Annotated in this window: 26 protein-coding genes; 20 read left to right on the forward strand and 6 right to left on the reverse strand. The window is 64.7% G+C overall.

The genetic code is table 11. The features are described from left to right. Positions 1 to 5 precede the first annotated feature (5 nt). The 12 genes from BBKW_RS04905 (at position 6) to BBKW_RS04960 (ending at position 13,546) form a co-directional block, all read left to right on the forward strand. A complete protein-coding gene (locus tag BBKW_RS04905) occupies positions 6 to 2,015 on the forward strand; it encodes a proline-rich domain-containing protein (protein ID WP_033501940.1) in 2,010 nt (669 codons plus the stop codon). Positions 2,016 to 2,048: 33 nt separating this feature from the next. Next, positions 2,049 to 3,536, forward strand: coding sequence for an SCO6880 family protein (locus tag BBKW_RS04910; RefSeq protein ID WP_033501939.1), 1,488 nt, complete (start codon positions 2,049 to 2,051; stop codon positions 3,534 to 3,536). Between the two features lie 53 nt (positions 3,537 to 3,589). Continuing rightward, positions 3,590 to 5,149, forward strand: a complete 1,560-nt coding sequence (locus tag BBKW_RS04915) for an ATPase (RefSeq protein ID WP_081962307.1) — start codon at positions 3,590 to 3,592, stop codon at positions 5,147 to 5,149. 14 nt (positions 5,150 to 5,163) lie between these two features. Then, positions 5,164 to 5,514 carry a hypothetical protein gene (locus BBKW_RS10710; RefSeq protein WP_033501938.1) on the forward strand — a complete coding sequence of 117 codons (351 nt, stop codon included), beginning with the start codon at positions 5,164 to 5,166 and terminating at the stop codon, positions 5,512 to 5,514. Positions 5,515 to 5,524: 10 nt separating this feature from the next. Next, on the forward strand, positions 5,525 to 6,004 hold the full coding sequence (locus tag BBKW_RS04925; RefSeq protein WP_033501937.1) for a hypothetical protein: 480 nt from the start codon (positions 5,525 to 5,527) through the stop codon (positions 6,002 to 6,004). Between the two features lie 104 nt (positions 6,005 to 6,108). Beyond that, a complete protein-coding gene (locus BBKW_RS04930) occupies positions 6,109 to 7,143 on the forward strand; it encodes a hypothetical protein (RefSeq protein WP_033501936.1) in 1,035 nt (344 codons plus the stop codon). A 101-nt stretch (positions 7,144 to 7,244) separates the two neighbouring features. Continuing rightward, positions 7,245 to 7,886 (forward strand): hypothetical protein, encoded by a 642-nt coding sequence (locus tag BBKW_RS04935; protein ID WP_033501935.1) that lies wholly within the window; start codon positions 7,245 to 7,247, stop codon positions 7,884 to 7,886. 81 nt (positions 7,887 to 7,967) lie between these two features. Continuing rightward, the gene (locus BBKW_RS04940; RefSeq protein WP_033501934.1) at positions 7,968 to 9,776 is read left to right on the forward strand and encodes a type IV secretory system conjugative DNA transfer family protein; all 1,809 of its coding nucleotides are present in this window, start codon (positions 7,968 to 7,970) and stop codon (positions 9,774 to 9,776) included. Further along, a complete protein-coding gene (locus BBKW_RS04945; RefSeq protein ID WP_033501933.1) occupies positions 9,776 to 10,729 on the forward strand; it encodes a DUF4913 domain-containing protein in 954 nt (317 codons plus the stop codon). The genes BBKW_RS04940 and BBKW_RS04945 overlap by 1 nt, the downstream gene beginning before the upstream one ends. Further along, on the forward strand, positions 10,716 to 11,849 hold the full coding sequence (locus BBKW_RS04950; RefSeq protein WP_033501932.1) for a hypothetical protein: 1,134 nt from the start codon (positions 10,716 to 10,718) through the stop codon (positions 11,847 to 11,849). Before BBKW_RS04945 ends, BBKW_RS04950 begins: the two co-directional genes overlap by 14 nt. Before the next feature lie 102 nt (positions 11,850 to 11,951). Further along, on the forward strand, positions 11,952 to 12,266 hold the full coding sequence (locus tag BBKW_RS10715) for a hypothetical protein (RefSeq protein ID WP_007056064.1): 315 nt from the start codon (positions 11,952 to 11,954) through the stop codon (positions 12,264 to 12,266). Continuing rightward, positions 12,263 to 13,546: a HipA domain-containing protein gene (locus BBKW_RS04960; RefSeq protein WP_033501931.1), complete on the forward strand. Its 1,284-nt coding sequence runs from the start codon at positions 12,263 to 12,265 to the stop codon at positions 13,544 to 13,546. The genes BBKW_RS10715 and BBKW_RS04960 overlap by 4 nt, the downstream gene beginning before the upstream one ends. Positions 13,547 to 13,565: 19 nt before the next feature. On the opposite strand, the gene BBKW_RS10720 is transcribed toward BBKW_RS04960, so the two are convergent. Continuing rightward, positions 13,566 to 14,873 carry a hypothetical protein gene (locus tag BBKW_RS10720; RefSeq protein ID WP_033501930.1) on the reverse strand — a complete coding sequence of 436 codons (1,308 nt, stop codon included), beginning with the start codon at positions 14,871 to 14,873 and terminating at the stop codon, positions 13,566 to 13,568. Positions 14,874 to 14,990: 117 nt separating this feature from the next. On the opposite strand from BBKW_RS10720, the gene BBKW_RS04970 reads away from it, so the two are divergent. The 3 genes from BBKW_RS04970 (at position 14,991) to BBKW_RS04980 (ending at position 18,187) form a co-directional block, all read left to right on the forward strand. Continuing rightward, positions 14,991 to 15,773, forward strand: coding sequence for a Fic family protein (locus BBKW_RS04970; RefSeq protein WP_033501929.1), 783 nt, complete (start codon positions 14,991 to 14,993; stop codon positions 15,771 to 15,773). Between the two features lie 128 nt (positions 15,774 to 15,901). Beyond that, entirely contained in the window at positions 15,902 to 16,873 is a 972-nt protein-coding gene (dcm, locus tag BBKW_RS04975) for a DNA (cytosine-5-)-methyltransferase (RefSeq protein ID WP_007057142.1), read from the forward strand. A gap of 45 nt (positions 16,874 to 16,918) precedes the next feature. Further along, complete coding sequence (locus BBKW_RS04980; RefSeq protein ID WP_007057143.1) at positions 16,919 to 18,187, forward strand: type II restriction endonuclease; 1,269 nt, start codon at positions 16,919 to 16,921, stop codon at positions 18,185 to 18,187. On the opposite strand, the gene mobC is transcribed toward BBKW_RS04980, so the two are convergent. From mobC to BBKW_RS10725, 5 genes are all read right to left on the reverse strand, one after another. Then, on the reverse strand, positions 18,149 to 18,592 hold the full coding sequence (gene mobC / locus BBKW_RS04985; RefSeq protein WP_012471833.1) for a plasmid mobilization relaxosome protein MobC: 444 nt from the start codon (positions 18,590 to 18,592) through the stop codon (positions 18,149 to 18,151). The genes BBKW_RS04980 and mobC overlap by 39 nt on opposite strands. A gap of 12 nt (positions 18,593 to 18,604) precedes the next feature. After that, positions 18,605 to 18,811 (reverse strand): hypothetical protein, encoded by a 207-nt coding sequence (locus tag BBKW_RS04990; protein ID WP_231858523.1) that lies wholly within the window; start codon positions 18,809 to 18,811, stop codon positions 18,605 to 18,607. Between the two features lie 93 nt (positions 18,812 to 18,904). Beyond that, positions 18,905 to 19,336 (reverse strand): ribbon-helix-helix domain-containing protein, encoded by a 432-nt coding sequence (locus BBKW_RS04995; protein ID WP_034255043.1) that lies wholly within the window; start codon positions 19,334 to 19,336, stop codon positions 18,905 to 18,907. A 75-nt stretch (positions 19,337 to 19,411) separates the two neighbouring features. Continuing rightward, the gene (locus BBKW_RS05000) at positions 19,412 to 21,571 is read right to left on the reverse strand and encodes a type IA DNA topoisomerase (protein ID WP_034255044.1); all 2,160 of its coding nucleotides are present in this window, start codon (positions 21,569 to 21,571) and stop codon (positions 19,412 to 19,414) included. A 113-nt stretch (positions 21,572 to 21,684) separates the two neighbouring features. Then, a complete protein-coding gene (locus tag BBKW_RS10725) occupies positions 21,685 to 21,978 on the reverse strand; it encodes a hypothetical protein (protein ID WP_007054354.1) in 294 nt (97 codons plus the stop codon). A gap of 184 nt (positions 21,979 to 22,162) precedes the next feature. On the opposite strand from BBKW_RS10725, the gene BBKW_RS05010 reads away from it, so the two are divergent. From BBKW_RS05010 to BBKW_RS05030, 5 genes are all read left to right on the forward strand, one after another. Further along, complete coding sequence (locus BBKW_RS05010; protein WP_007057146.1) at positions 22,163 to 22,561, forward strand: hypothetical protein; 399 nt, start codon at positions 22,163 to 22,165, stop codon at positions 22,559 to 22,561. Continuing rightward, on the forward strand, positions 22,558 to 23,517 hold the full coding sequence (locus tag BBKW_RS10730; protein WP_033502001.1) for a hypothetical protein: 960 nt from the start codon (positions 22,558 to 22,560) through the stop codon (positions 23,515 to 23,517). Before BBKW_RS05010 ends, BBKW_RS10730 begins: the two co-directional genes overlap by 4 nt. Beyond that, positions 23,514 to 24,599, forward strand: a complete 1,086-nt coding sequence (locus tag BBKW_RS05020) for an aggregation-promoting factor C-terminal-like domain-containing protein (protein WP_007054356.1) — start codon at positions 23,514 to 23,516, stop codon at positions 24,597 to 24,599. The genes BBKW_RS10730 and BBKW_RS05020 overlap by 4 nt, the downstream gene beginning before the upstream one ends. 157 nt (positions 24,600 to 24,756) lie before the next feature. Next, positions 24,757 to 25,467: a hypothetical protein gene (locus tag BBKW_RS05025; RefSeq protein ID WP_033502002.1), complete on the forward strand. Its 711-nt coding sequence runs from the start codon at positions 24,757 to 24,759 to the stop codon at positions 25,465 to 25,467. Positions 25,468 to 25,492: 25 nt separating this feature from the next. Beyond that, positions 25,493 to 26,578, forward strand: a complete 1,086-nt coding sequence (locus BBKW_RS05030; RefSeq protein ID WP_014485589.1) for an antirestriction protein ArdA — start codon at positions 25,493 to 25,495, stop codon at positions 26,576 to 26,578. The last annotated feature ends 6 nt before the right edge of the window (positions 26,579 to 26,584 follow it).

The following is a 26,584-nucleotide window of genomic DNA, read 5'->3' on the forward strand; positions in this document are numbered from 1 at the left end:
AAGCCATGGAAGGGATTCGACGCATACGGCAGCGCCTGTGCGCGCTGCTGCTCGCCCTCGCCTGCCTCATGGGCCTCGCCGCCTGCGGCGGACCCGACTTCGGATCGTTCAGCAAGGAGCTCACGTTCGGAGACAAGCAGATCAGCGACACCCAGACCACCTACGTGATGAAGATACCCGAAGGCAGGCTCGGCGACCTGATCGGCCCCAGCCAGATCCAATGGGTCATCGGCAAGTACCGGGCCGGCTGGGTGCGTGCCGGAATGGTGTCCGCGAATCCGACCGACAAGGAGCTCAAGAAGCATGCGCGCGTCCAGTTCCGGGCCGCACCGAACCTGCAATGCGATGCGTTGGAGAACACGTACCAGGAGGAGTCGCCCGACGAGGGCAAATGGGAGTACAAGGATTCCTCGTGCCAGAAGCAGCGCAAGCTCTCCTGGCTGGAGAAGACCCTGTGGAACATGTACCAGGTGCAGTCGGATTCCACGATCGAATGGCTGTCCACCAGCCGCAACACGCTGGTCGCCGCGAACGACACGGTATCAACGTTGCAGGCGAACGCCACGCCGGACTACGATTCATGGTTCACGCCGGTGAACCGGTACCTGCGCATCGCGCAGGGCGTGCTCATTGCTGCCGCCGCGATCAGCCTGATCGTGCTGAGCGCGCGCATCGTGTGGAACATCGGCCAGGGCGGCGAGGGCCGTCTGCTCGACCGCATCGGCTGGATACTGCTCGGCGTGCTGCTCGGCTCCTCGTGCGCGAGCATCGCGCTCACGTTCTTCTCCCGCTCGTCCGGCGGCAATCCGGGCCTGCCGTCCTGGACGCCGGGCGGCGGCACCACGTTCTTCCTGTCGGACTACATCCGCATGCAGGTTGACCCGTTCCTGATCATCGCGGCCGTGTGCGGCGTGATCGCCGCCGGCTGGAAGCTCGTCACCCAACAGGAGGGCCGCGACCTTATCCCATTGGGCAAGGCCTTCATGTGGGCGATCCTGAGCGCCGTGTGCCTTGCCGGACTGGTCAACACGTTCCAGGCCACGTTCGACACGTGGACCGCCGCCGTGCTCAGATCCGCGTCCGGCATGATGAGCGACGCATGGGAATCGAAAAGCCTGGCCGCGAGCTCGTTCTTCAACTTGGGCGCGCCCGTCGCCATCGTGCTCACCGTCGTGATGTGGATCTGCGGGCTGATCAGCAAGATATTCGCCTACTTCCGCGCCGGGATGCTGCCGATCCTCGTGGGCGTGGCACCCATGTGGGCCGCGATGAGCTGGATGGAATCGGGCAAGCAGGCTTTCGCCAAGACAATCGGCTGGCTGGCCGCGTTCCTGGCCTACAAGCCCGTCGCCGCACTGGTCATGGCGACCGGCTCGGCGATCATGGCCACGGCCGGCCCCGGCGACGACAGCCAGGCCATAACGTTGATGCTCACCCTGAGCGTCATCATCCTCCTTCCCGCCATGATCCGCGTGATCGTGCCCGCAGTGCAATCCTCGGTCGGCGGTGGCGGCGGCGGAATCCTGCCCTCCATACTCGGCATGGGAGTCGCTTTGGCCGGTGCCGGCGTGCGCAAGGCCGCAGGAGGCAAGGGCGGCAGGAAAGGCGGCGGCGACGGACGCGGCGAAGCGTCACCGGACGGTGCCAAACCCGGTGCCGGTCGCGGCCTGGCCGGACTGCTTTCCGGGCTCGGCCGAAACGGCGGAAAGCCGCAGGGAGCGAACGGCGGCGGCAAGCAAGCCAAGCCGCTGGACGGCAATCCCACGGGCGACGAACCGCAGAACACCGGCGACAAGCCGCAGGGAGCGAACCGCAAGGCTAGCGACGGCAAGCCGCAGGGAGCGAACGGCAATGGTGTGGGGAGCCCGGTTCCACCGGCACCCGATGGCGCATCACCCGACCCGTCAGGCGGCAACAGGCCGCAGGGGGCGAACGGCGACGCCGGCGGGTTCGCCCGCGAGGGCGCCCCGGACGGTGCCGACCGCTCGACCACTCGCAAGGGCAAGACATTCTGACGCATACGTTTTGTTAAGGAGATTCGGACAGCCATGGCGTCGAACACGACATACGGCGATTGGATGCGGCCGATGCCGGGCGGCATCCGCAACATCGGCATCCCGCTGACGATAGCGGGCATGGGAGTGCTGACCTGCACGCTGCTGGTCAGCATGGCGAGCGTGGTCGCGGCCATCGCGATCCTCGTGGTCGGCATGGGCGTCATCCTCGTGTTGGCGATCCGCGACCGCGAGCACCGCAACATGGTGGATCGCACCGTGGAGAAACGCACGTGGATGGCCGCGCAGCGTTCCGGCGCTAACCTGTATCGTTCCGGCCTGCTCGCGCCGATCGACGGCGGCGAGGCCATGCTTCCGGGCATCCTCTCACGGGTGGGCCTGACCTCCGCCCTGGACGGGCTGGGCGGCGAGTTCTGCCTGGTGCGGCATTCGCACACCGGCGAATACTCGCTGCTCCTGTCATGCCAGCCGCAGGGCGCGAGCCTCGCCGACGACGACGTGGAGGATTCGTACGTGGCCTCGTGGGCCGGGCTCATGGAATCGCTCGCCTCCGAGGCCGGTGTCACCCAATTGGCCGTGACCGTGGACACGGCACCCGATTCCGGCGTGAGGTTCCGCCGCACGTTGAGCAGACGCATCGTCAGGGACGCTCCCGAGCTGGCCGCGCGCGCCATGGCGCAGATCATGGACCAGTACGCGGCCGGCGGCGCTTCCAACGATGTGACGCTCACCTTGACTTTCCGCTACACCGACCGTAACGGCAAATACCTGGAGGCCGGGGAGGCCGCGCGTCGCATAAGCCTGCTGCTGCCCTCGATCCGCGAGCAGATAGCGCAGGCGGGAGGCGGTGCCGCGAGGGCCCTGGGCATGGAGGAGATCACGCGCATGGTCCGCGTCGCCTACGATCCGGCCGCTCAGGAGACGATCGAGGAATCCGACGAGCCGCCGTACATCGCCTGGGAGGATTGCGGACCGCTCATGCACGAGGCCGGCTGGAGCCATTACGCGCATGATTCCGGTTTGAGCCGCACATGGGAGATGGTGGATCCGCCGAAAAGCAACGTGACCGCCGACACGCTCACCCGGCTGCTTTCCCCGTTGGCGGACTGCGACCGCAAGCGAGTGACCGTGCTCTACCGGATGCTGCCGCCCGACAAGACGATGTTCATGGCCGAGCAGAACAGGCAGAAGGCCGCGAACCAGGTCAGCCAGGAGAAACGGGCCACGGTGAGGTCCATGAGCCAGATCGGCAAGGCCAACCGCCAGGCCGTCGCAACGAACCAGGGTGCGGTCATGGTGTTCTTCGGGATGCTCGTCACCGTCACCGTGTCCAGGGGCGAACAGGAAAGCCAACGGCTCGAAGCCGCGTCACGCGCCGTGGAACAGGCCGCAGGCGGCGCGAAGATCGACCTGCGCCCCTGCTACGGGGCACAGGACACGGGATTCGCCGCAAGCCTGCCCCTTGGATTGAACGTCAGATCATACACTCCAGCCGGCCCCCTCGGCCGGCTCCTGTCCTGAACGGAGGACACATGATGCCGATGCCATGGAAGCCGTCGAAACGGAAGGGAACCATGCCGAGCGCCACGGCCACGGACCCCGTGGCTCGCATGGAATCAATGCTGCTCACACCGTTGAAGGCCAAACCGGACGAGCCCGTGCCCCCGGTGCCGTGGCGTGGAAGAAGATCGCGTGGAGGCGGCTATGCGGCCCTGATGCCCACGATCGACGAGTTCTTCGGCACGTCGAACCAGGTGTGCGGCGGGTTCTGGCCGTTCGGCACCGACATGGCCCTGCCGGCCGAGGGGGTGCCGGTCGGGCGGAGCCTGATGACGGGTGCCGGCGTGTGCTGCGACCCGATCAGCTGGTTCAAGGCCGGCATCATCAAACAGCCGAGCATGTTCCTTCTCGGCCTGCCGGCCATCGGCAAGAGCACGTTCGTGCGCCGCGAGGTGCTGGGACTGAGCGCCCTGGGCATGAACGCGATCATCCCCGGCGATCTGAAGCCCGACTACGCCTCACTGGTCAACATGCTCGGCGGCCAGGTCATCCGGCTGGGAGCGGGCATCGGCGTGGTCAACCCCCTGGACCCCGGCGACCTCCATTATGCGCTGCAACGCTTGGAGGGCGAGGCGCGCAAGGACCTCACGGACTACTACAACGACACGCGCGCCGCGCTCATGGAGGTGCTTTTGACGATCATGCGCACCGGCCGCGAGGCCGACGACGTGGGCGGTGCCAGGGGCGTGACCGCACGCGAATCCGATATCCTTTCCGTGGCCGTGCGCGTGCTCCACGACCGGCATGGCGGCGATCCGCAGCCTCCCGTCATCGCGGACCTGCGAGACCTGCTGAGGGAAGGGCCCGACGAGGTGCGTATGGCGGCGGTCTGGGACGACCCGGAAAACGACGAGCTCTACAGGGCGCAGGTTCGCGGCCTTCTGGCCGACCTGCACGGGTTCTCGAACCGCATGACGAAGTTCGGCCGTCTGTTCGGCGACCAGACCACCGCGCGCATCGACCTGTCCAGGCCCGTGGACTTCGACATCAGCGCCCTGGCCCAGTCGGGCGACGATGTGGTCGCCGCCGTGCTGGCGACCACGTGGACGAGCGCGTTCGCCGCGAAGAACGCCGCCGACGTGCTCGCCGAGGAGGGATTGCAGCCCCGGCGCAACCACGTGATCATCATGGACGAGATGCACCGCGCTTTGCGCGCCAGCCCCCTCATGGTCGAAAAGCTCGACCTGCTCACCCGTCTGAACAGGCAGTGGGGCGTAGGCCAGATCATGATCACGCACACGTTCAAGGACCTGATGTGCATGGAGACCCCGGCGCAGAACACCAAGGCGCGCGGCTTCGTGGAACGCAGCGAGATCAAGGTGCTGGGCGCTTTGAGCCGCATCGAGGTGGACCGATACCTGCGCGGCGAATGCGGACTGCCCGTATCCCGGCGCGAGGAGGACATGCTGGAGGATTGGGCCACCCCGGTCAACTTCGGTTCCGATGCCTCGCACAAGGGTCTGGGCCGTTTCCTGATCAAACTGGGAGGACTGCCCGGAATCCCCATCAACGTGGAGATGTGCCCGCTCGAAAAAAGCGGGTTCAACGATACGAACCTCAAATGGCACGCCTAGAAGGGAACCCTGCGATGACAGACCGCCTCGCCACCGGCATGAAACGCATGATCCGCACCGTGGCACGCTCCGCATCACTCTCCGACCGGCTCGGCGAGCGATCCCGGCTGCTGCGGCTGACGGGCAACCGCAGCACGCTCGACTTCCGCCCCGCCGAGCACGGCGCATCCTCATGGGACTTCGAAATGTCGATAACCCCCACCGAGCCCAAGCCGTACGGCAATGCGGAAACCCGTGAACCCGTATGGCGTGAGACGGTCGATTCCGCCACCTATGGCGAATCGAGGGCGCGGGTCGCGCACGCCGTCGAAACGTTCAGAATATACGACGACACCGGCTTCCTGCCGGAAACGGAAAACCGGTGAAAGGACCACGGTGAACGACGCCGCACTGCTCGACTCGCTGCACGCCGCGCTGCGCAATCCCGACCTCGCATGGTACGCGGAATTCCATGCCGGCGAATCCATCGTCGCCGGCTACCTCGATTCCCTGACGGACCCGTATGACGGCGATGCCATACAGGTTCCCGAGGGCTGGTTCCGCTACTCGGTCGTCACCCGTGAAGGCGACCACGCCCTTCCATGGGTGGAGCACTGGAACGAATGCGAGTATTCGATCACCCATCACATCGATTGGAACGGCAAAGGGTTCACGCCATACGACCTGTACTGCACACAGGACCTCACCGGCATGATCGCCGGCGGCTCGCTGGCCTCGATCCGGGAGGACGCGCGAACCATATTCAAGGACCGGTCCCTGACGGACGACTGCCTTTTCGCCAACTCCATCTGGCCCGAACCGGAACTCCTCGGCCTCGTGGACGACCTGACCGGCCGCACGGGACGAAACCTGTAAGGACCCTGTAGACGCCATGCCCCACCCCGCCATGGCCTTGGACTGATGATCGGGGTCATGGCGGGGACAGCGGGTTGCCGCCGAGGATTGTCAAGGAGCCGAACATGCCTTTGGAGAACACCGGTGCCGAAGAGCGGATCACACGGGAGACGATGATCGGATGGATCGAGCATTGGGGCGAATCGTATGACGACGTTCGACCCGATGACGGTGCCGTGCGGCTGGCGAACCGCATCATCGAATACAACGAGATGACGGAAACCGTCGAAGACCTAGGGAATCCCGATGCCGTGTACGACGAGCTGGCATCCATTCTCCAGCCGGTGCTCTCCTCGATGGACGGCACCTGTTTCGCGGGCTCCGAATGGTTCGCCGGCGAAGTGGACCGCATGGAAGCGGACCGCATCAACGGGGAGCGGCCGGAGGAAACGGACGGCCTGGTCTCCGAAGGGCCCCGCATCCCGTTCATCGTGGAGAGCGAGGCCACAGCCGCCGATACGGACGAACCGCCGTTGGACGAGCTGATCACCGCAGCCACGCACGAATATCTGGACTCGGGCATGACCTACGACGGATTCTCGGAACATGTGCGCACCACCTGGCGCAACGCGGCAGCCTACGACTGGTCGAAGCTCATGGCCGAACAACGCTCCACGGGCGAATGGTCGTCCGACGCGAACCGGCTCGCCGTATTGGGCGTGATGATGCAGTTCGCGCCCGAATCAACGTGCATGATGATCGCCAGCGACATACTGGCCGAGAACGCTCCCCTGTCCCTTCCGGCATTGCGCGAACGCATCAATACGCCGGACGGCATGGTGAACACCGACCTGCTGTTTTCCCGGCTGATCGACAACGGCACCACGCCCGATCCGGCGCGCATCGGCATGGCGATGGGGATCCTCGGCCCGTTGGAGGCGAACGCGCCGACGGACGCCTGCTACCGGATCATCGGCCTGAAGGCCATGCTCAGCCTCGCCATGGGCGACGGTGAGAAGGCGCGGGAACTCGCCGAACAGGCCATCGGCTACGACGCCTCGGATCGGTTCGCGTCAAGCGTGCTCGACCGTCTGCCGGAAACCGATCCCGCCATGGAGGCGGCGAACGTGTGGGAGAACGGCGGGCATTTGGGGCGCTGACGTAGACGCCGTGCCCCGCGAGGCCACCGGTCCGGCCGGATGATGGGAGTCGCCGCCGCCATTGAAGGCGCTGGTATTCCCCGAATGAAAGGACCATCATCATGCCACAGTCAATGCAAGTGGTTCGCGGTCTCCTCGCCGCGAACCCCGATTACTGGCCGGCGAAAGCCGACGCGGACGGCACCACGAGCTCGGCGTACCTGCGCGCCACCGTGTATGAGGACCGCCCGCGAGTCCGTCAGAAGGACGGCAGCTATACGGACAATCCGCTCGGCCCGGTGAGAACCACCGTGAAATTCTGGGGCCAGGCTGCCGAGCTCCTGCACGGCATGGATTTCCGCCAGGGCGACGCCGTGGTGGCGACCGGCCGCATGGGCGATCCCGACGCCTTCATCAGCCAGAAGGACGGCAAGGCATACGCACGTCCGGTCGTGATCGGCGATTCCATGCAGATCGATTCCATCGTGTCCCGGCGCATCCAGCTCGCCCGCGAACGCAAACGCCAGGACAAGGAACAGGCCGGTGCCGTGGCCGATGCCGGGCGAACGGATCCATGGACGGACCAGGTTGACGCCTCGCGCGGCGAATACGTTGGCGACGGCGTTCCCCGCACTTTCAACGGCGAGCCCTTCGACCCGCTGTCGGGCTATCCGACGCCGGGCGCGGCTCCCGCTCCGGCGGACCCTGCGGCACCGGATTTCCTTTCCGCCCCATCCGATTTCACGACGGGCAACGTCCGCTAGCCATGACGCAAGCCCTGGCGCATCGACGGCGGGACCGCTTCCATCGGTTCCGCCGTCGATGCTTGAAAGGAGAAATGAATCTTGGCCGACGTCGATCCGAAACTGCAATCGAACCGAGTGAAGGATCTGGGCGGCACGGTCCGTCCCAGCCGCAAGATCGAACTGGCGATCATCGTCGCGGTGTTCCTGATCCTCACGGTGTTCGCCCTCGTGTGCTCCCATGCGGGGCATCCCTTCCAGATCTTCGCGCTCCTGTACCTGGTCTCCGGCCAATGGTCGCTGACCGCGGGCCAGTGGGCGCTGGCCGTGGCCGTGCTCGTCGTGCTGGCCGTGGTGTGCGGCGTGGGCGCGTGGCTGATCGCCAGCAAGGCCGTGCCGTGGGCCACCGGTGCCAAGGCACGCACCCGCGTGGACGTGTACGCGCCGGCGATGGGCCATGGCGAGGCCGTGGAGAAGGTGACGCGCCAGCGCGCCGAGGCCATGGCGTCAAGGCTCATAGAAGCGGACCACTGGCGAAAGGGCATGTCGCCGGGCTATCCGCTGGGGCTCAACATCGTGGACAACACGTCGATGTACACCAGTTGGGAGGACATGGCTATCGTTTTGGCGGGCCCGCGTTCCGGCAAGTCCCTGTGCTACGCGATCCCGGCCGTGCTCTCGGCTCCGGGCCCGTGCCTGGCGACCTCGAACAAGGGCGATATCCTCGACGTGACCGCCCCGATCCGCAGGCTCGACCATCCGAACGGCCGGATATGGACGTTCGACCCCGAACGCATCGCGGACCCGAACCGGAAGAGCGCGCCGTGGGTGTGGGACCTGATCGCGTCGGTGCAGTCCATCGCCGACGCGAAACGCATCGCCGACTGCTGGCGTTACGCGTCGGGCCAGCCGCAGACCGGCGGCGACGACTTCTTCCCCGGCACCGCCGCCCAGCAGCTCGCCGACTACCTGTTCGCCGCGCATCTGGGAGGCCGTTCCGTGTCCGACGTGTTCAGGTGGTGCTCCAACGAGCGCGACACGTCGCCGGCCGACATCCTGAGCGAATACCCGCGCTACGCGGGCATCGCCTCGCGTGTGTCCAGCGTGATCGCGCTGACGCCGGAAACCCGAAGCGGCGTGTTCGGCAGCCTTCAGACCATGGTCGCGTTCCTCGCGGACCCCGAGATCATCGACTGGATCGACCCGCACCGGGATGCGAATGGGAACATCGACGAGCGGCGCGGCCTGTTCGATCCCTACGAGTTCGCCACGAGCGAGGACACCCTGTACCTGCTTTCGGCGCAGGGCCGGCCCTCGACCGCGTTGACCGCGAGCCTGACGGCGGTGGTGGCGTTCACCGCGTTCCAACGCGCCCAATCCGAGTTCACCGGCAACAACCGCCGTCTGCCGGTCCCGTTGTGCTGCGTGCTGGACGAGGCCGCGAACATCTGCCGCTGGCCCGAACTGGCGGACGTGTACTCGTATTTCGGTTCGGCGGGCATCCCGATCATGACGATCTGGCAGAACCCCGACCAGGGCAGGGCCGCGTTCGGCGAGACGAACTTCGGCTCGCTGTTCAACAACGCGAACATCACCGTGTACCTGGGCGGCATCAAGGACGCGAAGTTCCTCGGCGAGATCAGCCAGCTGGTGGGCCAGAGGGAGATCGTGCGCGGCAGCGTCAACATCGACGGCACCGGACGGCGCAGCGTGAACAACTCGATCCAGAAGGAGAACATCCTCGACGTTTCCGACCTGACCGAATGGCCCGTCGGACGCGCGCTGCTGCTCGCATCCCAATCCCGGGCGCAGATCGTCAAGACCCTGCCATGGACGGGCAACAGGCAATGGGCCGACGCCCTGGCGCAGGCCAAGGCGAAAGCCCGAGACGAGCAGAGAAAGGCCGCATAATGAGCGAACACACGTCGAACACCACGTCCGGCCCTGATGGGGAGGAATGGGAGCGCGCGGTCGGTGCCGCCAGGACCCTGCTGTCATCGGACTGCGGATGGCTGGAACTGTTCACCCGCGCCATCCTGGAGGAGAAGGGCGTGCCTTACGGCAAGGGACTGCCTAACCCCGAAGCGCCGCACATCCCCGAGGACAAGGAGATCGAGGAGGAAACCATGCCGGGCCAAGGCGAGCCGACGCCGACCGCACCCGTGATGCCGGCCGGCCGGCGCGCGGCGGAACCCATCCGATCGGGGATTCCGGCCGATGCCGGGGAAACCGGCAACGGCTACGAGAAACCGCCGGAAGATGCAACGGACCGTGACGACACCCCTCCAAAGGCCGGTGCGGAGGAATCCGACACCCGTATGCCGCCCGCGCAGGAGGGGAAGACGGATCTCGGCCGGGACGAATCCGGCGACCTCGATCCCGCGCGGGCCAGGGACGTGTCAGGCCAGTTCGGAGCGCGAATGCGGCGCAGCGAGACCTACTATCCGAACCTCGCCGCGTTCGTGGAAAGGTTCGTGGCCAACGTGTTCTGCTACCACCAGAGCGCGAGCGTGAACATGCAATGGGTGAGCGACTGGTGGCGCTATCCGGCGCTCGTGTTCCCGCTCGACGCCATGTGGCGCGCCTATGAGAACTCGCGCAAGGCACCCGGCCAGATGATGATCTTCTACATACAGGCGGCGTCGATGCTCGACCGCGTGTTCGACAAGGACCGTGGCATCGTCGCCAGCCTCGACTGCAAGCAGAATCTCACCAGGAAGGGCGAACCGCTGCCCTGCGAACGCCCGAACCGGGCATGGCGCGAACCGATCCTGGAAACGTTGTCGGTCCCCGCCGCAGGCGGCAAGGAAAACAAGGAAACCACCATCACGCCAACAAGGAGGAGAAACAATGGCTCAATCTGATCCCGAGGACGGCTTCGACCAGATCATGGTCCAGAGCTGGAACAGCGTCGCCCAGCAGCTGCGCACCCTGCACAACGAGCTGAGCGGCGACCGCGCGCGACGCAGGGAACGCGCCGAACGCGCCGTCCAGAACGAACGCTACGAGCAGACCAGACGGCAGCAGCAGGCCATCCGCCTCGAACAATGGGAGATGGACAACAGGGAACGCCTCAACAAGGGGTTCGAGTCCACCCTGAACGCGACCGTGCTTGCCGACGGCGACGGCTGGAGGAAGATGCGCGACTCGTCCCTCTTGCAAGGATGGATGGTCGCCGACCAACTGGAGGGCAACGACCCCGGCTTCCGCAGGCAGATCATCGAGGCGAAGGCCCGGCTGAAGGACGAATGGTCGAAACGCCACCCGGAAACGCACATCGACGCCGCAGCCGACCAATTGACCAACCACGTGAACATCACCTACACCGACCAGTCGCCCGCGTTGCAGGCCACCCTGAACGCCTTCAACACGGCCGGCGTGCCCGTGGACCTGCAACGGGTGGAGGACGCGCAGGCGTTCCAGGCCGCGCACGGCGACGACGCCACGTTCTTCGTGGACTCGCGGCTCACCGGCCAATGGACGGGCTACGACCACGACAGGATCGTTGACGCCGTGATGTGCGCGCCGGTCAACGGCGTGGACGACGCCGCCTCCCGGATCAGCTTCCTCAAGGACCAGGGCCTGCCGGAATCCTCGCACGCGGACAACAAGGCCACAGGAGACGAGCCCAGCACCATAAGCGAGGTCGAACGCACCGAGAACGCTGACGCCGCACCCATCATCGGAACCACCGCGCCCGTGAAGGCTCATACGAAACCCGCCGCCGATGAACGCAAACCGGCATCCGAACCCGAGCCCGAGACCACGGGAGGCGGCGACCTGACGACCGGGGAGCCCGACGGATACGAGGAAATGCCACTCGACCTGAACGAACCCGAGGAATGGAACGGGCCCGACCCGTTCGGCGAATACAGTCCCGCCATGGAATCCTCCATGAACCCCACGGACCAGCCGATACCCGACCAGGCCAACGTCTCGACGCCGCAGATCCTGCAACCCGAGACCAACGGCAACGCACGCTGACGCCGATGCCGGCGCACCCCTTGCCATGAGGTTCGTGGGGTGCGCCGGCATCGGATGGCCGTATCATGGTGTCAACGGCTTTCGGAACCGGAAAGGACGAGCATGGCACACGTGACGTTGGATCTGTCGAAATATGATGCCCTGACCGCCTACAAGGGTCTTCCCGACGAGAAGGAGGAGAACCCGGCGCGGTTCTTCCCCGACACCTCGTCGGTCCGCCGTTGCGTGCGCGAACGCATGTCCGTCATGGGTCTCGACGCCGCCGAACTCGCCAGGAGAGCCGGGGTTCCCCTCTCAAGCGCCGAAGAGCTCGTGGAGACCGGTCTGACCTCCATCCGCTACGTGTACAGGATGTTCGACCTGCTGCACATCCGCACCGAAACGCTGCCGTCCGCCTACGCGGGGAGACTGCTGTGAGGGAACTGCACGCCTGGGAGAACGGGCATCATGTGGGCGTGTTCTCGGAAGACGACGAGGAGCGCATATCGTTCGCGTACGACGCGAACGAGGGTCTGCCGATCAGTCTGAGCCTGCCCCGAACCGGCGGATGGAGAGACCAGGCACCGCGTAACTTCCTGGACAATCTATTGCCCGACAATCCGAACGTCCGCCAGGCCATGCGTGAGCACCTGAATGCCTCCTCGGCCGGCGTCTTCGATCTGCTGGACCGGGTTGACGCCACCGGCGGACTGGTGTTCTCCCTCTCCCCGGAACCTCCAATCCCATCGCCGACGCTTCGTCTGATCTCCGATTCCCAGATAGCCAACGAAATCGACCGCATCGAGCGGACCAGGAACTACTGGTGGGACGAGGACAGCCACTGCCGGTTCTCCTTGGGAGGGGCGCAGGGCAAGTTCACACTGTCCCGCGTGGACGGCAAGTGGTATTGGCCGGATATGATGCTGCCCTCCACCCACATCGTCAAACCGAAGCCCCATGATCTTCCCGAGGCGACCAAGGTGGAACTGGCGACGATGCGATTGTCGGAACTGTGCGGCATCGACACACCGGCACGCGGCGAGATCACGGCGCAGCACAAGACGGCCTATATCGTGGAACGGTTCGACCGTCGCCTGGAGGAAGGCCGAATCGTCCGACTGCGGCAAGAGGACTTCCTGCAAGCGTTGGGATTGCCGACCCGCGACAAATACGATCCGTCGGCCGACGACTGCCTGGATCTCCTGCAACGCATCGACGCGTCGGGTTCCCTGTCCTACCGGTGGCTCGAAAGGCTGGCCTTCAACACGTCGTCCGCCAACAGCGACGCACATGCGAAGAACTATTCCCTGATCCTCGACCCCGCATCGGGGATACGCCTGTCTCCCCAGTATGATGCGGTCGCCACCAGGTATTGGCCCGAGTTCAACTGGGAACTCACCATGCCGTTGAACGAGGATCACGCCTTCGCGGAGCACACCACGCCCCAGGATTGGGAGGATCTGGCGACACGTCACGGTCTCGATGGTTCGAGGGTGGCGGATATGGCCCGGCGTATGGCGGGGAAGGTCCTCGCCGGCATATCCGAATCCTGCGAGGGCCTGGACGCGCGGATGGCCGATCGCCTGAACGCGTGCTGGACGAAGGCGAACGAGTCCATCGAGCCGATCATGCCGGGAGACGAGCCGGCGAACTCTCCCGATCCAGCATCGGCTTTGCCCGATTCGCTCGGTTTTCCCTCCTCGGGCCGTACCATCTGAGCTTTTTCCGGGAAGCGTCCTAACGGCGGGGCCGGTTCTCCCCGTCAGAGGCGACCATGCTCCATAGACCGTATTCCGGCGCGATTCCGTAGCGTTCGCGCAGCATGTCGAACGTGTGCAGGCCCTCGCGCATCGCTGCCCGGTATTCGTCGCCGTCCGCCGCGTTGTTGAGACTGGCGGCGATGCAGAACGCTTCGGATACGAGGCGTTCCATGTCATGCGTGGACAGATTCTCGGGGTGTCTTTCTCGTCCGTCATCGAGGAAGGGCGGGCGGTTCTCCATCGCGGCGCGCCATTCCTGGACGGCGAGGCTGCGGCTTCTGGCATCGTCCGCCCAGTCGTCGCGCAGTCGTTTCAATCGCATGTCGTCGCCGAGCTCGAAGGCGTTGAACCGTTCCGTCCACCCGTCCGTGCTATGCCACGTGATCCTGTAGCCGACCACCTGGCCGGGGTCGGTGAACGAGTCTTTGGCGGTTCCCTTGCGCAGCCTGGGGTCGATGGAGAAGCCTTCCCTGCGCACGCGGCGTATGAACTCGTCCTCGCTGCGCGACGCCTTGGCGCACGCCTCCACGATCCGGCCGACATACTGGCGCGGCATCGTGGAGGCGGCGACCGCCGTGACGAGCCGGCTCCTCGCTTTGCCGTCCAACGCCTCCCATCCCTCGTCGTCGCCGTACCCGTTCCGCGCCTTCCATTCGGCCCATTGACGCCATTGCCCGTACTGCCAGCTGACGCGCGTGCCGGTATCGGAGCGTGCGAGCCCGACCAGTTCGGGGCGCGTCTTCTCCATCCGCCTGCATGATCTCTGCGCGTTGATCCGGTCGTGGTACGGGTTGATCCATCCGTCGTCGGCGGCGAGCTGCACCATGATGTGCACGTGGTCGTTGCCGTTGGCGGACAGTCCGTGGCGGACCGCGAGCCACGTGACGCCCTGATCGTCGTCGCCGTCGATGATGTTCATGCGCGTCAGATAATCGCGGATGACGGCCTCCCATTCCTGATCGGTCAGTATGCCCTGGCCGGCCTTGATGGCGAGCGAGCAGTGCCACACGCGCTTCCTGCCATGCTCTCGTTCGGGATTGTCCTTGCCTCGCATGTCGGGCGGGAACGGATCGTCCTTGCGTTCCCTGACGCGGTAGCGTCGGTCGAACCTGCGGCCTATCTCCGCATACGACGCCGCCGGCCTGCCATCCATGTCAAACGAGGGAAACATGTCGCCGCTCGCGCACACGAGATGCTGGTCGGTGTGTTCATTGCGCCGTCCCTTGCCGAACAGGTAGCGCACCAGGCCGGCCGGGTCCGAACCCCTGACGATATTCGGTATCATACGATGATTCTCCGCCCGCACGCCCGGCACGGCGGCGCATGGCGTCTATGAGAGATATGCGCCCTTTGCCGGCACGGCCACTTCGATAGAATTATCGGAAACGGATAAGGAGCTTTGATGGAACCGGTGAAGAACGATACGACGACGGATAGGCGCACGGCCGTGGAACTGGCGAAGCGGCTGCTGGTCGATTCGATCTGGCGCACCGCCAAGATCGAGGTTGATGGCGTCACCTTCCCCGACACGCAGGAGATCTTCGACGGGCGCGCGCCCGAGGGTATGAGCGTGGACGATATAGTCACGGTGAACAACATCAAGCGCGCGTGGAGGTTCCTGCTCGAGAACATCGACTATCCAGTCGATTGGCAGTACATCCGCGAATACAACCGCATCATCGGCGAAGGCCTCGTGCGCGACGCCGGCCGCTTGCGTGAATACGGCGTGAGGATCGGCGGCACGGGATGGGTGCCGGAGATCCCCGCCGTCGAGTCCTCACAGGAAAGGGTTCGCGGCATCCTGGAGGAGTCAGAAGGGGAGGACACTGCGATGCTGCTGTTCGGCGCGGTCACGCGGGGACAATGGTTTTCGGACGGCAACAAGCGCACCGCGCTGATGGTTGCCAACCACCAGCTCATACACGACGGCATCGGCATCTTCTCGATCCCTCCCGAAGACAAGGCGCAGTTCGTCTCTATGCTCCTGCGATACTACGAGACGGGCGACTACTCCCGGCTCTCCGATTGGCTCTCACAGAACGCCGTCGGCCATGTGCCCGGCGGGCTGACTTTGGCCCAATCGTCTGGGGTCGTGGAAAAGACGAATGATGCCGTGAACGGGATGGGCATCGTGCCCGGTGTTCCCCTCGACGGCCTCGATGGAGGTTCCGGCTTACTGAGGTGACGGTCGTGGCGTCCGGGGGAAGTTTGCTCCCGAACGCCACGGGATTATTTACGCGATGATTTCGCGGGGTGTCGGGCCGCGCCCTTCTCATGTGCTATCCTGGGTTTCTCGGGAATCGGAGGAACCGTATGAGTGAGATCAGGATAGCGGATTTGTTCGCCGGCATCGGCGGCATCCGCATGGGAATGGTGCAGGCGCTGGGCGATGCCGCGCACGTGGTGTATTCGTCCGAGTGGAACAAGTACAGCGTGCAGACCTATGAGGCGAACTGGCACGACGAGAATCCCGTGGCCGGCGACATCACCAAGGTCGACGAGCATGACGTTCCCGACATCGACCTGCTGCTCGCGGGATTCCCGTGCCAGCCGTTCTCCATCGCCGGCGTCTCCAAGAAACAGAGCATGGGCCGTCCCACCGGCTTCGAGGACAAGACCCAAGGCACACTGTTCTTCGACGTGGCGAGAATCATCAAGGCGAAGCAGCCGAAGGCGTTCCTCCTGGAGAACGTGAAGAACCTGCTCTCGCACGACCGTGGGCGCACGTTCAAGACGATATATTCCGTGCTGACCGAAGACCTTGGATACCACGTCACCTACAAGCTGATCGACGCGGCGGGCTTCGTCCCCCAGCACAGGGAACGCACGTACATCGTGGGCTTTCGCGAGGAGAACGGGTTCACGTTCGATGACGTGAAGCCCATCGCGCACGGCAACGTCGGCAGCATCCTCCTGCCCGCCTCCCAGGTTCCCGACAAATATGTTCTGAGCGACAAGCTGTGGACGTACCTCCAGAACTACAAGAAGAAGCACGAGGCCGCAGGCAACGGTTTCGGATATGGCATGGTCGATGCCGCCACCGACCACACGCGCACGTTGAGCGCGCGGTACGGAAAGGACGGCAGCGAGATACTGGTCTCACGCGGCGAGGGAAAGAACCCTCGAAGGCTAACCCCGCGCGAATGCGCGCGACTGATGGGCTACCCGGATTCGTTCAGTATCCCGGTATCAGACACGCAGGCATACCGGCAGTTCGGCAACTCGGTCGCAGTGCCGGTCATCCGAGCCATAGGCGAGGCGATGAAACCCTACCTGTCCGACTGATTCGCCCGAGGCGTTCCCTGTCCGATTGGTCTATGCTCATGGATTATGAGCGATTACGGAAGAATCGGCGACTACATCGGCCCGGTCGCGGCCAAGAAACTATCGGCCGTCGATATCGACGCCAACAGCAGCAACCAGCACGAGTTCGGCGGCAACGACGCGCTCAGAAGACTGCTCGGCACCGGCGAGGACCGCAGAGCCTCACAAGGGCACGGCATACCCACCGCGCTCATGTACCTGAGCGACGACGACGCACCGGCGGTCGCCGACCTCGAAACCACATGGTACGACGCACGGCGCAACAACCCGAACCGCAGCGCCGAATGGCGTCTCTACTACAAGGACTGCGAACCAATCCGCATGGCCCGCCCCGGCGACCTCATGTGCTTCGGTATGCTCAGGGACAATCGCCTGCTGATCATCATCGCACAGCATGACAGCACGGCCGAAGCCCAAGCCAAATGGCTCTTCGGCATCGACGACGAACAGGAGGGCGCGTTCCGCTTCCACGACAACACGGAACGTGAGCTGGACGCCTTCGGCGCGCAGATCTTCGAAGCTCTCGGCATCAACGTCGAAGTGCGGGATGACACGTATCTCCCCGAGATGATCGGCAGATGGGGATACAGGTTCCCCAGCAACGAGGAGTTCGCGGCCTTCTCCCAATCCTCCTTGACGGACGTGGACCCCACGCACGATGACCCTGACGACGTGGTGATCGAATACTACGACCGCAGCTACCTGCTGTTCAAACTCTATGAACGGGCGGTCATCCAACACGACTACGATGCCGCGCCATTCGTATCGGATGGCGTCATCGACGTTGACTCGTTCACTTCGTTCTACACCTCCGTGCGCAACCGGCGCATGAGCCGCGCAGGCAAGGTCCTCGAAATCCACATCGCCCACATCCTCGACGCGCGCGGCATCGAATACGAGGCACAGGCCAAGACGGAAAACGGAAAGAAACCCGATTTCCTGTTCCCCTCGCAAGCCGCCTACGAGGATCCGGCGTTCCCCGAGGAACAGCTGCGTATGCTCGCCTCGAAAACCTCCATCAAGGATCGTTTCCGCCAGGTCGCCGACGAAGCCAACCGGATCAGGGACAAACACCTGTTCACCCTGACTCCCGGCGACGTGACCCATCCCAAGCTCGCCCAACTCGATGAACTGCACATCCACCTGGTCATGCCCAAGGTAGTCAAGGAATCCTATGACGACCTGATCCAGGGAGAAACCATGACGTTCTCCCGGTTCATCGAAGAAATCCAAGGACTACAAGCGGACCGTCCGCAAAGCCTGACCCTCCTCTGACCGGTTCGCGTCATCAGGCACTCCCCCGGACTGCCCGATGACGGCATCGAGATGGTCGATCAGCTCCCGGCATTGCCGGACGGCGTAGGACGCCGATGCCTCGTCCTCGATGGTCGCGTTCATCTCCCTGTTCGCGTTGTGCGCGATCTGGTTGACGTTGCGGCCGATGCGGCGCAGCTGGTATTCGATATCCCTGAGCGCCTGGACGGTGGGCGAATCATGTTCCTCCTCCTCGACGTACAGGCTTCCCTCCAACAGCTTCACCGCCTCGATGACGGTGAGGGAGACGGTCTGGCCGCGTCGCCGCGCGGCATCCTGGAGCATCCGTTTCTCGTCGTCATCGACGCGGATCAGCACCGCCTTTTCGCGTGGACCGTTTTGCCTGCACCGTCTTTTCCTCGCCATCGTTTCCTCCTCTCATGGATCATTGATTATCAGGCCTTCGGCACTCGGGTTGTTGCTCCAGCGCCGCAGGGCGCGGGAGGCTGCGGGCTCGGATTGTATATACAATCCGTCTAGCTTGCTTACCTTCGATTTGATGGGCATCTCCATGTGGATGTCCATGGACATATCCATGTGGGTGTCCATAGACGTGTCCATGTGGATGTCCATGGATATATCCATACGAGCGCATAGGAAAACGCATGAGGGTGGATGATCGTTCGGGGTGATGCCTTCTTCCACGAATGGGAAGGGGCTCTTCCTTTTTTTGGAATGTCATCTTCCCGCATCCTTCGTCTTGAGCTCCTTGAGGAGCATCGTCGCGTTGTCGCGGATGCTCGCGTCCGTGAGCGGGGAGAGCTCGTCCGCATAGGAGCGGCAGAGGAGCGCGTACACCCGTTCCCGCACCCATGCGCTGCGCGCGATGCCCAGCTTGAACGCGGCCCGGCACAGCATCTCGTATTCGTCGCCGGTGAACATGACATTGAGCTGGCGTCCCTGCTTCAGCGGATGTTCGGGGTCGGGGTCGGTGCGGTACACGTCGTTCCAATCGGTGGTGCCGGGGGCGAGTTCCGTGTAGCTGAACGGCTGGATGGCGTATCTCACGAAACGGGATTTGGGTATGCCCGTCTTGGCGGAGGCCTCGGCAAGCAGATTGAACAGCTCCCGGTCCATGAGGACCCGGAAGGCGTGGCTGTATCGTCGCATGGTTTCATCGTCTCCTTGGTCGTTGCCGTGCCCGGCGCGGCATGGCGCGTCGGGCACGGATGGTTGGCCGGTTGGTCAGCGGTCGAAGTCGAACGCCGTGCCGCGTAACTTGTCGATGCGGATGGCCGCGTCGAACTTCTTCCCGGATTTGGATGTGAAGCCCTTCAGCGTGACGGTCTGTCCCGCGAGGAGCCTGCGTGCGGTCTGGTCGGTGATGGTCTTGCCCGCGAGCCTCGCGTACATCTTCCAGCCGCATCCCTCGACGGCGATCCACTTGCCGTCCTTGGTCTTCTCGCTTTTGTTCGTGGAGCATTGCCACATCCGGCCGGTTTTCCTGACCGGCTGGCCGCAGCGCGGGCAGTCGCCCCAATCCTGCGCGTCGGTGTTCGTGGTTCGTGTGACAGCATCGGCCTTGAGGTTCGCGGTCGCGTCGGCGGGGATTCGCAATGCCTCCCGGTGGAACATGTCCATCACGTCGGCCGGGTCCCGTTTGCCGTGTTCCACGTCGGAGAGCGCCTGTTCCATCCGCGCGGTGAGCAGCACGTCCTTCAGGCGTGGCTCCACCACGTCGGTGAGGCGTTCGCCTTCCGTGGTGGCGTGGAGCTGACGGCCCTTGCGTTCCACGAGTTTGGAGCGCACGAGCTTTTCGATGGTGTCCGCGCGGGTGGCTGGCGTGCCGATGCCGCCGGAATGTGATTCGTCGTCATCGAGCGCCGCCTTGAGGCTTTTGTCCTCCACGTACCGGCTCGCGTGCTCCATCGCGGCCAGCAGCGTGGCCTCGGTGAACGGTTTGGGCGGGCGGGTCTCGCCTTCCTCGACCGTGACCTTCCCGACCGGGCGAATGACGCCGCCTTCCATGAGGTTCGACGGGATCACGTTCCTTCCTCCCGCCGGGTCTGCTGTTTCCTCGTCTTCCGGTTCGGGCCCGCGGCCGGTTTCGACGGCCTTCCATCCTGCGGATACGGTCTCGTCGGAACGGCTGGAGAACTCCCTATCGGTGTCGTCGGAAAGCCGTGCCTTCACCTCGGTGACGATGTGCACATGGTCGTCGCCCACGGCCTCCCACATGCGGCGCACGATGCGCGTCATCACCTTGCGTTCGTCATCGTCCAGGCCTTCCAGCTTCCCGGCGTCCAATTGCATGGTCGGCAGGATCGCGGTGTGGCCGGCCACCTTCTTGTCGTTGACGGTGAGTTCCGGGCGCGGGTGTCCGGGTATGCCCTCGCGGGTGACGAACCCGTGGGCGAGACGGCCGGATTCGAGGAGCGCCGTGAGCGTTTCGAGGTCGTCGTGCGTGATGTACCGGCTGTCGGTGCGCGGATAGGTGGCGAGTTTGAGTTCGTAGAGGTGCTGCAACGCCTGGAGCGTGCGTGCGGCGGTCATGCCGTGCAACCGGCTCATGTCCTTCTGCAATCCGGTCAGGTCATACAGGCGGGGCGGCCGGTCGTTCACCCGCCTCCGGTTCACGGACATGATGCGGAAGCGGCCGTGTTCGGCCTGGCCGCACAGCAGCATCGCCGCATCCTTGCTGTCGATCCGTTCGCTGGAGAGCCGCCATCCGCCCATGTCCGCGATCACGGTCCAGAACGGCACCGGTTTGTGGTTCCTGATCTGCCGGTCGCGTTCCGCGATCATGGCGAGCGTCGGCGTCTGCACGCGGCCCACGCTGAACCGTGCGTTGCAGAGCAGCGAGTACGCGCGGCTCGCGTTCATGCCGATCAGCCAGTCCGCCTTCGACCTGATCTCCGCCGACCATGCGAGCCCTTGGTATTCGGATTCGGGTTTCATCGCCCGCCACGCGGCCTGGATGGCCTCCGCCTCCAGGCTCGCCACCCACAGGCGCAGTTCCGGCTTGTGAGAGCCTTCCATGTCCGCGATGCGGCGGAAGATGGCCTCACCCTCGCGGTCGGGGTCGCAGGCGTTGACGAGGCAATCCACATCCGTTCGGCGGATCAGCCGCACGATCTGCCGGTAGCGGGAGCCGGCACCGCGCTCCTCGCTGATCTTCCACCGCCAATGGCCGGACGGGTCCACAGGCAGCGTGTCCAGACTCCATTTCCTCCAATCCCTGTCCTTGTAGTCCTCGGGCATGGCAAGGTCGATCAGGTGGCCCTGCGCCCATGTCACGAGCAGCTGGCCGCACTCATAGCATCCGTCCCTTTGGACGGGCGCGGCGCACAACGCCTGCGCGATGGCCGTGGCGACCGATTTCTTTTCCGCGATGACGAGCTTCATTCTTCGTTCGCGTTCCTTCCGTTTTTTGGGATTCCTTGATTCTTGTCCGACATGCGAGGACCGGCGCGGGAATCCCTTCCCGGCCGGCCCTGGATGGAAAGGCGTCGCCAAGGTCAGGCGGCGAAGCCGAGCAGCGGCGCGAACACGGCGGCGATGGCCAGCACCGCGATCAGCATGAGGATGACGCCGGCGATCCACGCGATGGCCGTCACCAGCGTGCGGCTCCAGGTCTGTCCGCCGGATTCCACGATCATCGGGCTGCCCATGCGTTTGCCGATGATCGCGCACACGCCCGAGGCGACCACGCACAACAGCACGAGCACCACCTGGAGCATCCCGTTGAGCTCGACCAGCCACGTCCACAGGCCCATGAACCAGCCGGCGAGCATAGAGAGAAACGATTCCATTGATTTTCCTTTCACCTGATTGGAACGACGCTTCCGATTCTCGGCCGCAAAACGGCCGGCCACGGGGCACGGCGTCTACACGCCCCGCCTTCCGCCATGGGGAATGTAGACGCCATGCCCCGTGGAACGCGCGACGGGAAGGCAGACTCGCCTTGACGGAAAAACGAGCGAAAGGAAGATCGTCGTGGCGAACAACCAGAACACCATGCGCGACATGAAACGCAGCATCCTCAAGGCGGTGCGCGACAGCCAGAAGACGAAACAGGATGCGATGGACGAGTACGTGGCGGCGCGCGTCAACATCAAATCATTGGAGGAACGTCTGGAAGAGGCCCGCGAGAAGGCCACCCTGCTGCGCAGGAAGGCGAAGGACGCGGGAAACACCAGCGCCGAACTGAAAACGGCGGACGACCTCATAGACGCGCGGTGGACGGGGACGGAAGACGGGTCGGCGGAAGACGGGTCGCCCGAAAACGCGGATCCGGGAACCGTGAACCCCGAGCGGGAGCATCCGGCCATGGAAGAAAACACGCAAGGCGGCATGCCGGGTGAGCCGAACCGTTGGGAAGGCGGTGAATCGTGAACCGGCCGGAACCGCGTCCGCTGCCGAAACCGCTGCGCGTCCTGTGCCTGTTCGTCGCCGCGCTCCTCGTGTGCTCGCTGGGCGTCATCGTCGCCAACCACCAGCCGTCAACGGCCGGCGACGACCACGGTTCCGCGACGGACGCGAAACAGGAGTCCACGGGCAAAAGGAAAACGGATTCGGGCCCGCGACGGTACGCCGGCCTGGAGGCGGCGGGAATCCCGGTTCCCGGCGACTGGTCTCAGCGCACCACCGCGTTCCCCGTTGACACCCACAAGGACGGCACCCGCACGCTCTCCGAAAACGCGGACGGCATCACGCTGCACAATGGTTCCGGCCCGATCGACACCGCATTGGAAACGGTGGACGCGCTGCTCGATCCAAACGGCAGCGACGACGAATGGCGCAAGAACGTGTTCGCGCTGCTCGGCGACGACGGTGCCGGGGAGAGCCATCCGGTCTCCGACGCGCCGCGCTGGTGGTGGACCCAGCGCCGCTTCCACGCCGGATCCGTATGCTCGGGCCAATACGATGACAAGTACGTCAACTACGCCTACACCTGCACCTCCGACGGCAAATGGGAGGGCTCGGATACGGATGCCATCCAGTCCCAGCCGTTCTGGACGACGAAGGAAACCAGCTTCCCGATCCCGGAAGGCGGCGGACCGTCATCCACGACGGATCCGCAGCAGACCGTCAGCCAGGCGTACAACACCGTGCTCTTGCCGATGGACGACGGCAACTGGCACGTCACCGTCTACTGCCCGGCCGCGCTCGACGCGTCATTGCTGGACAAGGATGCCAACGAGCTCGACCCCGATCAGGTGAAGGCCGGCGACGGGGCGTACACGGTGATCTCCGCCACCGGATACGGCACGGTCCAGCATCCCTGCCGGACCGTGGAGGTCGTGGTCGGCGGGCAGAAGCCCTTCTGGTCGCTGAGGAACACGCAATGAGCCGGGCCAGCCGCCATCGGATCCTCGCGGCCATGCTCTCGGCGTGCCTGCTGTCCCTGCTCGGCGGATGCACGCCGTTGACCGTGCTCGCGGTCCTCGGCGGCTGCAAGGACGGCGGCTCCAACGGATCGTCGGGAGGCGTCACGGGAAGCGTCACGACCGGCGAGGTGCGTGACGGCATGACCATCGCGCAGACCAAGGCGTGGTTCAACGGATCCGACGGGCCCGACAACGTGTGCCAGGCCTATCCGGACGGGCAATGCACATGGTGGGCGTGCATGAGAGGCCATAAAATCGGATTGGACGTGGGCTCCTACTGGGGCAACGGCGGCGACTGGGCCGCCAGCGCCACCGCCGCCGGATGGAAGACCACCCGCACCGATCCCGTGGCCGGCAGCATCGTCAGCTACCCGCCCGGCGTGGCCGACGCGGACACCCTGTACGGCCACGTCGCCGTCGTCGAGGCGGTCGACCGGACGGCCGGCACCGTGACCATCAGCGAGATGAACGGGCGCGGCGGCCTGGGCATCGTCAACCACCGCACGCACAGGATCAACGTCGGCGCGGTCTACATCCTGCCCAACGGCAGTGTGTCCACCAATGGTTCCGCCGGCACGGATTCCACGTCATCCGGTTCCGAATCGTCCGATTCGTCGTCATCGTCCGACTCGTCCTCCTCTTCGGATCCGGTGGAGGCGGCATGGACGTGCTCCAGTTCCGACTCGGGCTCCACGGACGTGGTGGTGGACTACGACGGCGACGGCACCCACGCCACGCCGGAACAGGCCCGGGCCATCGCCCGGAAGATGATCGCCTCGTACAAGGACTGGGGAGACGGCGACTATGACGCGCTCGTATGGCTGTGGAACAAGGAATCGGGATGGCAGTGGAATGCCACCAACCCGAGCAGCGGCGCGTACGGCATACCCCAGGCGTTGCCCGCGTCGAAACTCGCCTCCGCAGGAGACGACTGGAAGGACAACGCCGCCACCCAGATCAAATGGGGATTGAACTACATCGCCGGCCGGTACGGCAGCCCCAGCGCCGCCAAGACGTTCTGGCTCGCCCACAACTGGTACTAAGGAGCGGGACACGTAAAGGGACCGAGCATCAAATCTCGGCGGAATCATCTGCCCCGTAGACGCCATGCCCCGCGCGACCGCCCGTATGGGCTGATGATCGGAGCCATGCCCGCCGGACGGCGCGGCACCGATCATCCAAGGGAAGGAAGGACGCATCATGCTGATGGAACCCGATGAATACACGTCCCAGGAACGGGCCCTGACCGACAAGGCGAAGGAGCTGATCGAGCAGCACGAGCTCGACTGGGGCAACGGGGAATGCTTCATCCAACGCGACGCCGGCCACAGCGAACTGTACATGACGCTGGAGGCCCACAACCACGCCACGGTCACGGTCACGGTGCCGGCCGAGGCGGACGAGAAGGGGCTGAGGCGCGCCATGGCGGACGGGCTCCTCGACTTCGACCCCGACGAGGAGTTCGACGAATGCTGGTCCCGCGAGTTCGCGGCACGCAACGGGTTCACGCCCTCCGGCTTCCTGTCCGGCCTCCAGGAAGACAAAGCGTATTTCGGTCTCCGATCTGAGGCGTTGCTTCATCCCGGTCAAAGCAACGCCGGGCAAGGCAACGAAACGATTGCGGAGATCCGCTGGACGGAGGAGGACCTTCGGCACTGGCTGAAAGACCATGACTGGCCCGACAACAACGAGAACATGGACGCGATGCGCGACATGATCTCGGCCAGGGAATTGCGGGACCGCAGCATCGAGGAGGGATGGGAGATCATCGACGCGATGGTGGACGACGGCCGGCTCGCCCGCAAAGACGAAGGCGAGAAGGCCGAAACGTCCGAAACCTACGATCCCGCGAACCCGGCCGACCCGTTGAGCATTGCCGATACGTCTGCCTCGGCCGCAGCCACACGATAAAAGACCCGAGCGAAGGAGCATCATCATGGCCGGATTGAAGGACTACCAGATCAGCGTGTACGTCGCCAACCTGGGCAAATACGTGGAGGGCGTGTTGCAGGGCGCGTGGATCACGCTGCCCATGCCCGCCGAACGCTTGCAGGACACCCTGAAGACCGAGGTGGGATTGGGCGGCCGGTACGAGGAGTACGCGATCCACGACTACGAGGGCGGGGAAGGACTGCTCGCCACCGTGGCGAATCCCGGCGAATACGAGTCGCTGACGGACCTGAACCTCATGTGCCGCGCGTTCGAGGCGCGCGAGGACGACGACCCGGACGTGTACGAGAAGGTGCAGACGGTCCGCGACGATCTTGACGCGGCCCCGCGCACCCCGTTGCAGTACGCGAACCTCGCGCTGAACTCGGACGAGATCCCCTATCACTCTTATGATGCGCCGTCCTCGGCCGAATCGAAGGAGGCGAAGTATGCCTGGACCGCCGTGAACCATGGGTGGGCATCGGATGCCGTGTGGTCCATGTTCGATACGGGGCTCGGCTATCTGATCGATATGGAGATGTACGGCCGGGACCTCAAGCTCGACGGCGATGTGTCGCTTGGCGACAACGGCTATCTGGAGGACGCGGACTGGCCGAGCGATATCGACGGCCGGTACTCGCGCGAGGAGATCGCCGAGGAGGTCGAATGGCTGGATGATTTCGACGCGAAGACCGGTTCGCCGGCCGCGTTCGACCTCGCCTCGCTCGTCCAGCCGGGCGAACGCATCGCGGACTACACGATTTCCGGCACCGGCACGAACTGGGGAGCCCCCTCATACCAGTGCATCGTGGAGGAGGGTTCCACCGATATCCATGCCGCGCTTGAGGACACGATGCACCGGATCATCGACGCGCGCGCCGCTACTGGCGACGCCGTGGACGTGCTGCGCGAGACCATGGGCGCAATGCCCGCAGCGTCCGTCGGCGAAGACGACGGCGTGAGCCCGATCGACCTTGATCTGGGATATGTGCTGCCCGGTGCCGTCACCTCGTTCGCGGAACGCGCGCAGGCGTGCGACCCCTCGGACCCGCTGAATATGACCGATACGGCCGGTTCCGGCCTTTCCAAGTGAGAAAGG

The sequence above is a fragment of the Bifidobacterium catenulatum subsp. kashiwanohense JCM 15439 = DSM 21854 genome, from assembly GCF_001042615.1.
Classification (GTDB): Bacteria; Actinomycetota; Actinomycetes; order Actinomycetales; family Bifidobacteriaceae; genus Bifidobacterium; species Bifidobacterium catenulatum.